At 34.4% G+C, this 9731-nt stretch carries 13 protein-coding genes and 3 tRNA genes; 14 read left to right on the top strand and 2 right to left on the bottom strand.

Going from position 1 to position 9731, the window contains the following annotated elements:
* Positions 1-4: 4 nt before the first annotated feature.
* The 3 genes from FND99_RS15730 (at position 5) to FND99_RS15720 (ending at position 403) form a co-directional block, all read left to right on the top strand.
* Positions 5-77, top strand: a tRNA-Lys gene (locus FND99_RS15730).
* A 43-nt stretch (positions 78-120) separates the two neighbouring features.
* A tRNA-Leu gene (locus FND99_RS15725) sits at positions 121-203 on the top strand.
* A 127-nt stretch (positions 204-330) separates the two neighbouring features.
* A tRNA-Lys gene (locus FND99_RS15720) sits at positions 331-403 on the top strand.
* A gap of 67 nt (positions 404-470) precedes the next feature.
* Here the strand turns inward: FND99_RS15720 and FND99_RS15715 are convergent.
* Positions 471-815, bottom strand: coding sequence for a hypothetical protein (locus FND99_RS15715; RefSeq protein ID WP_144338887.1), 345 nt, complete (start codon positions 813-815; stop codon positions 471-473).
* A gap of 68 nt (positions 816-883) precedes the next feature.
* Positions 884-1366 carry a nuclear transport factor 2 family protein gene (locus tag FND99_RS15710; protein WP_144338894.1) on the bottom strand — a complete coding sequence of 161 codons (483 nt, stop codon included), beginning with the start codon at positions 1364-1366 and terminating at the stop codon, positions 884-886.
* Positions 1367-1662: 296 nt separating this feature from the next.
* Between FND99_RS15710 and FND99_RS15705 the strand changes: the two genes are divergently transcribed.
* The 11 genes from FND99_RS15705 (at position 1663) to FND99_RS15655 (ending at position 9653) form a co-directional block, all read left to right on the top strand.
* Complete coding sequence (locus FND99_RS15705; RefSeq protein WP_144338886.1) at positions 1663-1992, top strand: ArsR/SmtB family transcription factor; 330 nt, start codon at positions 1663-1665, stop codon at positions 1990-1992.
* On the top strand, positions 1992-2459 hold the full coding sequence (locus FND99_RS15700; RefSeq protein ID WP_144338885.1) for an SRPBCC family protein: 468 nt from the start codon (positions 1992-1994) through the stop codon (positions 2457-2459). Before FND99_RS15705 ends, FND99_RS15700 begins: the two co-directional genes overlap by 1 nt.
* Before the next feature lie 7 nt (positions 2460-2466).
* On the top strand, positions 2467-2844 hold the full coding sequence (locus FND99_RS15695) for a DoxX family protein (protein WP_144338884.1): 378 nt from the start codon (positions 2467-2469) through the stop codon (positions 2842-2844).
* 10 nt (positions 2845-2854) lie between these two features.
* Positions 2855-3433, top strand: coding sequence for a YdeI/OmpD-associated family protein (locus FND99_RS15690; RefSeq protein WP_144338883.1), 579 nt, complete (start codon positions 2855-2857; stop codon positions 3431-3433).
* Between the two features lie 29 nt (positions 3434-3462).
* Positions 3463-4128, top strand: a complete 666-nt coding sequence (locus tag FND99_RS15685) for a DNA alkylation repair protein (RefSeq protein ID WP_144338882.1) — start codon at positions 3463-3465, stop codon at positions 4126-4128.
* An 18-nt stretch (positions 4129-4146) separates the two neighbouring features.
* On the top strand, positions 4147-4704 hold the full coding sequence (locus FND99_RS15680; RefSeq protein WP_144338881.1) for a DUF4256 domain-containing protein: 558 nt from the start codon (positions 4147-4149) through the stop codon (positions 4702-4704).
* A 285-nt stretch (positions 4705-4989) separates the two neighbouring features.
* The gene (locus FND99_RS15675) at positions 4990-5490 is read left to right on the top strand and encodes a tetratricopeptide repeat protein (protein ID WP_246074228.1); all 501 of its coding nucleotides are present in this window, start codon (positions 4990-4992) and stop codon (positions 5488-5490) included.
* A 257-nt stretch (positions 5491-5747) separates the two neighbouring features.
* Complete coding sequence (locus FND99_RS15670; RefSeq protein WP_144338880.1) at positions 5748-6647, top strand: MerR family transcriptional regulator; 900 nt, start codon at positions 5748-5750, stop codon at positions 6645-6647.
* A gap of 37 nt (positions 6648-6684) precedes the next feature.
* A complete protein-coding gene (locus FND99_RS15665) occupies positions 6685-8151 on the top strand; it encodes a phytoene desaturase family protein (RefSeq protein WP_144338879.1) in 1467 nt (488 codons plus the stop codon).
* A gap of 3 nt (positions 8152-8154) precedes the next feature.
* Positions 8155-8994 (top strand): phytoene/squalene synthase family protein, encoded by an 840-nt coding sequence (locus FND99_RS15660; protein ID WP_144338878.1) that lies wholly within the window; start codon positions 8155-8157, stop codon positions 8992-8994.
* A 218-nt stretch (positions 8995-9212) separates the two neighbouring features.
* Positions 9213-9653, top strand: coding sequence for a sterol desaturase family protein (locus FND99_RS15655; RefSeq protein ID WP_144338877.1), 441 nt, complete (start codon positions 9213-9215; stop codon positions 9651-9653).
* Positions 9654-9731: the final 78 nt, after the last annotated feature.

Below are 9731 nucleotides of genomic sequence, written 5' to 3'. Positions count from 1 at the left end.
CAATGACTCGATAGCTCAGTCGGTAGAGCACATCACTTTTAATGATGGGGTCCTGGGTTCGAGCCCCAGTCGGGTCACAAAGGTCGGGTAATTTATTTTACTCGACCTTTTTTCTTTTTAGGCCATGTGGAGAAACGGTAGACTCGCCATCTTGAGGGGGTGGTGCTCGTAAGGGCGTGAGGGTTCAAATCCCTCCATGGTCACAAAAAAACATAAAGCTTATTTTACTGTAAAATAGACTTTTATAAATTATTGCAAAAAAGCATTGAAAAAAGGCTTCAAAACCTAAATAAAGTGCTTATATTTGCACCCTCGTTCAAGAAAAACAATGACTCGATAGCTCAGTCGGTAGAGCACATCACTTTTAATGATGGGGTCCTGGGTTCGAGCCCCAGTCGGGTCACAAAACAAAAAAAACCTATTTCATTGTGAAATAGGTTTTTTTTATGCTTTTAAACACTTTTCTTATTTTAATCAATCTCCATATATTCGGATTTCCCCTTTTCATTTCCGTTTGTCAACCATTCCCAATCTAAACTTAATTTTATTTTACTGTTTTCCATTAATGTAATTTGAGCCACTGCTCTACCCGCTTTCAATTCATTATCTACTGTCAAACACTGATAAAGCATATTGAGTTGACCCTCCTTTAATTCAGCAATAATTTTTCCGTATTTTATTGAACCACCAAAATAATCAGCAGTTACAAGATGATCTTCTTGTTTGTAATTAAAAATCGTTTCGGTACTCACTTGTCCATTTTCAGAATTTTGAATAAGCGCGAATCTTTTGTTATTAAAATTAAATTTGTCCATGTGGTTACTGAGTTTTTTTTTTTGAAAAATTTTCAATTCGATTAATAAGCAATACTTTCCAATCCAGATTAGCTTTTATGATCAAAACTCAAAACCTCTTTCAAAATCCACTGATTATCGATTAAAAGATAAACATGGGTGAATTTTGCTTCGGAAGTAAAAACATCTGGCTTATTTGCTTCTCTTAAATAAAAATCATGAATTCCGGTCTGGACGACTCCGTAAAGCTTTCCCTCGCTATATAACGGATACACTTCAAGACTTTCAGGTTTTACTTTTCGAATTGGTTTTTGAGGACCTTTTCCGCAAATATTCTTTTTTACATTTTCTAAAAAAATCTTTTTATTCTGAATACCGCCTTGATCGTGATAAAAAACCAAATCAGGATGAATCGCCTTTTCCAAAAAAGCAATATCGCATTGATTGAAACTCTTTTCAAAAAAAATACTGTCGTGTTTTTTTAATGTCAAAAACAACTCAGAATCTTTTGGCGCTTGCGCAAAAACAACAGCCGAAATATTCAACACAAGCAATACAAATAATCTTTTCATATCTAAAATCATAAACGTTTCTAATTTAAGCGAATGCAAATCTCACTTCGGTTATTATTTATAAAGTCCATTTTGCAGCTCTTCTATTTTTTATTAAAATTAAAATAATACCGCCAAAAACAATTTTTCATAAGCACTATTTTTTATCTCTTTCGAAAACCCCAATAAATTCAAGATACAAAACCTTTTTCATCTTACAACTAAGTACACATTTTCAATACATTACAAAAAAAATCTTTTAAAAAATTTGCGTAGCCAAATAACTTCATATATATTTGTAGCCAAATAACTTCACAATGAATTTAAGACGAGATGTATTTCAGGCAATAGCTGATCCTACAAGAAGAGCTATTTTACTTTTAGTGACTTCACATTCCATGACTGCCGGAGCGATTGCGTCTAACTTTGACACGGCGCGCCCGACAGTTTCGAAGCATTTAAAAATTTTGACGGAATGTGAGTTATTGCAACAGACACAAAATGGAAGAGAAGTGTATTACACTATAAACGCTAAAAAAATGAAACAAATAGCCGATTTCATAGAGCCTTTCCGCCAAATGTGGGACGAAAGATTCAACAAACTCGAAGACATTATGAAAAACTATAAACCAGAAAACGAACTATAATGGAATTAAAAACTAAAATAAACGCGCAGGAGAACAAGCAAGATTTAGTAATCACTCGCGATTTTGATTTGCCTGTCGAATTGCTTTTTAAAGCCTACATCGAACCAGAGATTGTAGCGCAATGGATGGGAACTAAAGTTTTGAAACTCGAAAGCAAAAAACATGGCGCTTATCAATTTGAAACTAGCGATGCAAAAGGCAATGTTGTCGTTCAAATGAATGGCGTCATTCATGAATTTATTCCGAATCAAAAAATAACCAGAACATTTGAAATGGAAAATTCACCTTTTACAGTTCAATTGGAATTTTTGGAATTCGAAAAAGTAACGGAATCAACAAGCAAACTTACTATACAAATCGTTTATAAATCTAATGAACTTAGAGATCAAATGATGCAATTGCCTTTCAAACAAGGATTAAACATGGCGCACAATCGTTTACAAGAAATATGCAATAACTTAAAATAAAGAAATCATGACAAAAAGAAACAAAATCATTTATTGGATTGCTACACTTTGGCTTTCATTAGGAATGCTTTCAACTGGAATCGTACAATTTATGCAGTCTAAAGACGAAACCGCAAGAATGTCGCATTTGGGTTATCCAATTTATTTGCTAACTTTATTAGCCGTTTGGAAATTTCTAGGCGTAATTGCAGTACTAATTCCTAAATTCCCTTTATTAAAAGAATGGGCTTATGCTGGTTTTTTCTTTGCAATGTCTGGCGCACTATTTTCACATTTTGAGGCTAGCGATGCTGAAAAAGAATTTTTCGGACCTGCTCTTTTGATTGTCTTAACGGTAATTTCTTGGTATTTTAGACCAGCAGAACGCAAACTGATTAACGCTTAAAGTAATAAAAATGAATCCGAAAGTTGATTTTTTCTTTGATAAAGCTGAAAAATGGCAAAAGGAATTGGAGCTAATGCGAACCATCGCCCTAGAATGCCAGCTTACTGAAGAATTAAAATGGGGAAATCCATGTTATATGTACCACGACAGCAATGTCGTTTTAATTCATGCTTTTAAAGAATATTGCGCTTTTCTATTTTTTAAAGGCGCTTTGATGAAAGATACAGACGGAATTTTGATTCAGCAATCAGAAAATGTTCAGGCGGCACGTCATATCAGATTTACAAATTTGAAGGAAATTGTTGATTTGAAATCCGTTCTCAAAACATATATTTATCAAGCGATCGAAATTGAAAAAGCTGGCCTAAAAGTGAATTTGAAAAAGACTTCTGATTTTCCGGTTTCTGAAGAATTTCAAACGAAACTCGATGAAAAACCAGAGCTAAAAAAAGCCTTTGAAGCTTTGACTCCAGGAAGACAAAGAGCTTATTTACTCCACTTTTCACAACCAAAACAATCAAAAACACGAGAAGCAAGAGTTGAAAAACACACTCAAAACATTCTCGACGGAAAAGGTTTAAATGATTAATTTTCCTTTTCAATTAAAACCAAATCAAAATGACAGCGAAAGAAATCTTAGCACAGCTTAAATCTCTCGGAGACGAAAAAGTATTTGCTCAAAATAAAAAACGTGGTGCTTCTGAGAATCAGTTTGGCGTTAAAATGGGAGACATTCGAACATTGGCGAAAAAAATCAAAATCAATCACGAATTGGCTCTTGAACTTTGGGACACCGAAAATGCTGATGCCCGATTTTTAGCCATATTGATTATCGATCCGAAAAAACTTTCGAATGAACAAATTGCAAAAATGGTTTCTTCGGAAAAATTTGTTCACATTGCCGATTGGTTTTATTCGTACATAATTAAAGATTATGCCGATCGAGAAACCTTACGCCAAGCTTGGATGCATACCTCCGACGTAATGCACGGACGCGCTGCGTGGAGCTTAACCAGCGGATGCGTTGCCCGTAATCCTGAAATCCTAGATTTGCCAGCTCTTCTTGATCGAATTGAAAATGAAATGCCAACCGCCGCGCCAGAAGTACAATGGACGATGAACAGCACTTTGGCACAAATCGGAATTAAATTTCCGGAGTATCGAGAACGCGCTTTAGCAATTGGAGAAAAGTTGGGAATTTATAGAGATTATCCAACTTCAAAAGGCTGTACTTCGCCATTTGCCCCAATTTGGATCAACGAAATGGTGCGCCGACAAGAATAATGATCAAAAAACATCAAAATGAAAAATAAAATTTCGCAAGAAGAACAAGAACAACTTATCAGTATTTTGAAAGTGCGTTTTGAAAAAAATACAAATCGGCATCAAAATATAGAGTGGTCAAAAGTCGAGGCAAAACTTAATGAAAATCCAGATAAACTTTGGTCATTGCTTCAAATGGAAAAAACTGAAGGCGAACCAGATGTTGTTAGCTACGATAAAACCGCTGACAAATTTACTTTTTTTGACTGCGTAGCCGAAAGTCCAAAAGGCAGAAGAAGTCTTTGCTATGACCGAAAAGCTCTAGATTCAAGAAAAGAGCACAAGCCTAAAAACAGCGCAGTTGATATGGCTGTAGAAATGGGAATTGAACTTTTAAATGAAGAACAATATCGACAATTGCAGGAACTTGGAAATTTTGACACAAAAACTTCAAGCTGGATTGCAACGCCAGATGATGTTCGAAAACATGGCGGTGCCGTATTTTGTGACTTCCGTTATGGCAGGGTTTTTCTTTATCATAATGGCGCAGAATCGTATTATGCAGCGAGAGGATTTCGCGGGTTTTTAAAAATTTAGCTATAAATAATTCGCTTTTTTTCCAACACATAGTCCCGAAGTCTCGGGATAGATTTTATTTTTAGAAAGAACTTAAAAAGAAACTAGTTTCGAACGCATAGCCAACTATGTTTGTTAAAAACAAGTGAAACGCCTTTATTAAGTATCCTGAATCTATGTTTCTATGTGTTTGAATCAACTACATTCCAACAGGTCTACATTTTTTTCACACAAGAAGTTCTCTTACAAAATAAATCTTTCCTAAATTCGTTTGGTAATAATTAATCACTAATCCCAAATTAGTTTATGAAAAACCTACTATTAGCATCCTTTATTATGGTTGCTTGCTCATCTTGGGCACAATCGGCAACAGCTTATTTTGACAAAGCCATGAAAAAAGCCGAAGCTGGAAACACAAAAGGCGCAATTGCTGACTACACGAAAGCCATCAGCATGAATTCAAAATTTGTTGAAGCTTATCAAAATCGCGGCGTCGCCAAGGTTAAGCTCAATGATTTAAAAGGCGCTCTAGCGGATTTTAACAAAACAATTGAGCTAGACAGCATGAATGCCGATGCTTTTACAGGAAGAGCCAATGTGAATTACAAATTAAACAACTACAAAGAAGCTATCGATGACTGCAGTTCATCACTCGGACTCAATCCTAATGATTACATCGCTTATAATTTAAGAGGTCTAGCCTATAACAAAATTGGCGACAAGAAAAATGCTTGTAAAGATTTCACAAAAGCGGCTGAACTCGGCAGTCAAAGTGCAATAAAAAACAAAAATACCTTTTGCAGATAAAAGAAAATAGAAGAAAGGCCTGTAGAAATACTTCTACAGGCTTTTTCTTTTCATCAAAACATTTTTTAATTTATTTTTAGAATAACTCTAAATAGTTTCTTTTTATTTATTCAAAATCGAAATGATAAAAAAACAAAGCTTCTTTTAAGCCAATTAAATCAGTATGTTACTACAAAGTTTCGATAATCTATCATTTTAGTAAAGTTTTAGAGATTTTTTCAGATTTTATTTTATTTTTGTTTACTCAACAATAAGAAATGGTAAACAATATAAAAACTGTTTTCAGTATAAAAGACCTTGAAAACTTATCTGGGATAAAAGCGGATACAATTCGGATTTGGGAAAAAAGATACAATATTCTTGAACCGATGCGAACCGATACTAATATCAGACTATACAATTTACAAAATCTGCAGAAGCTTTTAAATATAACTTTACTGCATCAATATGGCTATAAAATATCTAAAATAGCTACTTATTCTGAGGATAAAATCCCATTGTTGGTTCGTGAAATCATTTCGAAGAAAAACTCGCAAAACTATGCGATCACGTCTTTCAAAATGGCGATGATGAATTTCGATCAAGAGTTATTCTTCAATACATTTGACTGGCTTATTTCAGAAAAAAGTTTTAAAGAAGTCTTCAAAGAACATTTTCTTCCGTTGTTGAAAGAATTGGGCTTGCTATGGCAATCCGAAACGATTACGCCGGCAAATGAGCACTTTATGAGTCATTTGATCAAGCAAAAGATTTTAATTTATACAGAAAGCCTTCAAATATTAAAACCTACAAAAACAGACCGAATTTTTGTTCTTTCATTGCCTTTAAATGAAGTACACCAAATTGGTCTTCTTTATCTGCAATACGAAATTTTATCAAAAGGATACAAAACCATTTATTTGGGCGAAAGCATGCCAATTGAGAACTTGCAGGATCTTACACGCCACTTTGAGAACATAACCTTTGTTTCATTCATGACTGTTCAACCAGAACGAAACATTATAAATCAATATGTAAAATCGATGGGACAAAAACTATTAATGAAAAATAATGAAATCTGGCTTATGGGGAATATGGTTGAACATATTGACCGAACTAATCTTCATGAGCGCATTCATATTTTTGATTCAATGGAGGAAACTATAGAAGAAATCTAATTATTTTGTTTAAAGTTTTTGTATATTTGTTAAACAAATGACAAAAACAATTATCATATTAGGATCTGGCTTTTCCGCTTTGGCCGCATCGTGTTACTTGGCAAAACAAGGACATGCGGTTACTATTTATGAAAAAAATCCAACAATTGGAGGTCGCGCGCGTCAATTCAAAAAAGACGGTTTTACTTTCGACATGGGCCCAAGCTGGTATTGGATGCCCGATGTTTTTGATCGATTTTTTCAGGATTTCGGCAAAAAAACTTCAGATTATTATGAACTCATAAAACTCAATCCGGCTTATCGAGTTTATTTTGGCGTAAATGATTTTGTCAGCATTTATGATAATTTGACCAAAATCAAATCTGTTTTTGAAACTATAGAAAAAGGAAGCGGAGACAAACTTCATGAATTTATTGATCAGGCAAAAAGCAATTATGATATTGCAATTAAAGATCTCGTATATCGTCCAGGTGTTTCGCCTTTAGAATTACTTACACCAAAAACAGCTTTAAAACTTAATCAGTTTTTGAGCAATGTGAGTCAGGATATTCGAAAGAAATTCAAAAACGAACGATTAATTCAAATTTTAGAATTCCCCGTTTTGTTTCTGGGAGCAAAACCCACTAAAACGCCTTCTTTTTATAATTTTATGAATTACGCCGATTTCGGTCTTGGAACTTGGCATCCAAAAACCGGAATGTTTGACGTGGTTCGTGGCATTGAAAAATTAGCTTTAGAATTGGGCGTCACGATCAAAACCAATTCGTCAGTTGAAAAAATAATCGTTGAAAACAAAACTGCAATTGGAGTTGTAATCAACGGAGAAATCATAAAAGCAGACCTAATTTTAAGTGGTGCCGATTATCAGCATACTGAAACGCTGCTTGATAAAGAACATCGTGCTTATTCTGAAAAATATTGGGAAAGCCGAATTTTCGCTCCTTCTTCACTCCTATTTTTCATTGGCTTTAATAAAAAAATAGAAAACATTTCGCATCACGCTTTGTTTTTTGATGTTGATTTTGATGAGCATGCAAAAGCAATTTATGATGATCCAAAATGGCCAAAAGCGCCATTATTCTATGCTAATTTTCCATCGAAAACAGATCTAACTGCTGCGCCAGAGGGAATGGAATCTGGATTTTTCTTGATTCCGCTTGCACCTGGAATTGAAGACAACGAAGAACTTCGAGAACAATATTTCGAAAAGATAGTTACTCGTTTTGAGCAACTTACACAACAAAAAATTAAAAATAACATTATATTTAAGAAGTCATTCTGCAAAAATGATTTCGTAACAGATTACAATGCGTACAAAGGCAACGCTTACGGAATGGCGAATACCTTATTGCAAACTGCTTTTTTAAGGCCAAAACTAAAAAGCAAAAAAGTACGTAACTTATATTTCACAGGACAATTGACCGTTCCTGGTCCAGGTGTTCCGCCTGCTTTAATTTCGGGAAAATTGGTTGCTGAGTTAATTCAAAAATCTATTAGATCTTAAACCATGAAATCACTATTCGACGCCGTTTCTTTCAAATGTAGTAAACTGATTACGCAAAATTATAGTTCCTCATTTTCATTGGCAGTAAAAATGCTTTCGCCAAGCATTCGCGATGCGATTTACAGTATTTATGGATTTGTACGTTTTGCTGATGAAATTGTAGATTCCTTTCACGATTATGAAAAGGAATATTTAATTGATGATTTCGAAAAAGAATATTACAAAGCAATGGAATTAGGTATAAGCCTTAACCCAATTTTAAATTCGTTTCAGCATACAGTTAAAGAATACAATATTACCGATGATCTAGTTCAGGCCTTTTTGCGAAGCATGAAACTAGATCTTATAAAATCAACTTACAATACGCAGATAGAATACCAAGATTACATTTACGGTTCTGCTGATGTTGTTGGGCTAATGTGCTTGAAGGTTTTTGTAGACGGGAAAGAACATAAATACGAGCAGTTAAAACACGAAGCCATGCGATTGGGTTCTGCTTTTCAAAAGATAAATTTCTTGAGAGATTTGAGAGATGACAATCTTATTTTAAACCGAACTTATTTTCCCGGCGTCAATCTCAATAATTTCAATGAAGATTCGAAAACCCAAATCATAAAAGAAATCGAAGACGATTTCCGCATTGCCTATCAAGGAATTGTAAAATTACCGTTAGAAGCAAAATTTGGCGTTTATACGGCTTATGTTTACTATAAGAAACTGCTCAAGAAACTAAAAAACACGCCCTATCACAAAATTGGAAATTCCAGAATCAGGGTTTCAAATTATACTAAAGCGGGACTTTTGGCGCAGTCGTTTGTTACTTATAAGCTTAAATTAGTATAGAAATACGTCGCATTTGTCATTTCGACCGAAGGGAGAAATCGCACTAGAAACTCCGCATGGAATGTCGCCAATCTTTGTCGAATCCCGTGTGTGATTTCTCCCTTCGGTCGAAATGACAAGATTGTCCAACAATAAAAAACCTTTAGAGTTAATTTTTTACAATTTAAAGTCAAACACAAACAAAATAAAATCATAATTTTAATAACAACATTTATAAAATGATTTCTTTTTTAATCTTTTTAGGCGTTTTTCTGTTCATGGAATGTGTTACCTGGCTTACGCATAAGTACGTAATGCACGGTTTTATGTGGTATTTTCACGAAGATCATCATCAGCCAAAATACGAGCATACTTTTGAGCGCAACGACATTTTCTTTGTCATTTTTGCGATTCCGAGTATCTTGTTATTCTATTTTGGTGTTCAGGGTGGCTTCAATTATTTGTTTTTTATTGCCTGCGGCATTACGCTTTATGGCGCTTGTTACTTTTTAATTCACGATGTTTTGATTCATCAGCGTTTTAAATGGTTCAAAAACACTAAAAACAAATACCTCATTGGACTCAGGAAAGCACATAAAATACACCACAAGCACCTCAACAAAGAAAAAGGAGAATGTTTCGGAATGTTGTTTGTACCATTTAAGTATTATAAAATGTAACTTTATATGGGCGTTCCCTGCGGTCGGGCTTTTCGTTCCCGCTTTTTTATGTCTGGCAAAAAGGCCAGCCACAAAAAG

The organism is Flavobacterium daemonense, assembly GCF_007341385.1.
Classification (GTDB): Bacteria; Bacteroidota; Bacteroidia; order Flavobacteriales; family Flavobacteriaceae; genus Flavobacterium; species Flavobacterium daemonense.
Note: the sequence above shows the minus strand (reverse complement) of the source record. Positions and strands in the feature narration are given on the sequence as shown.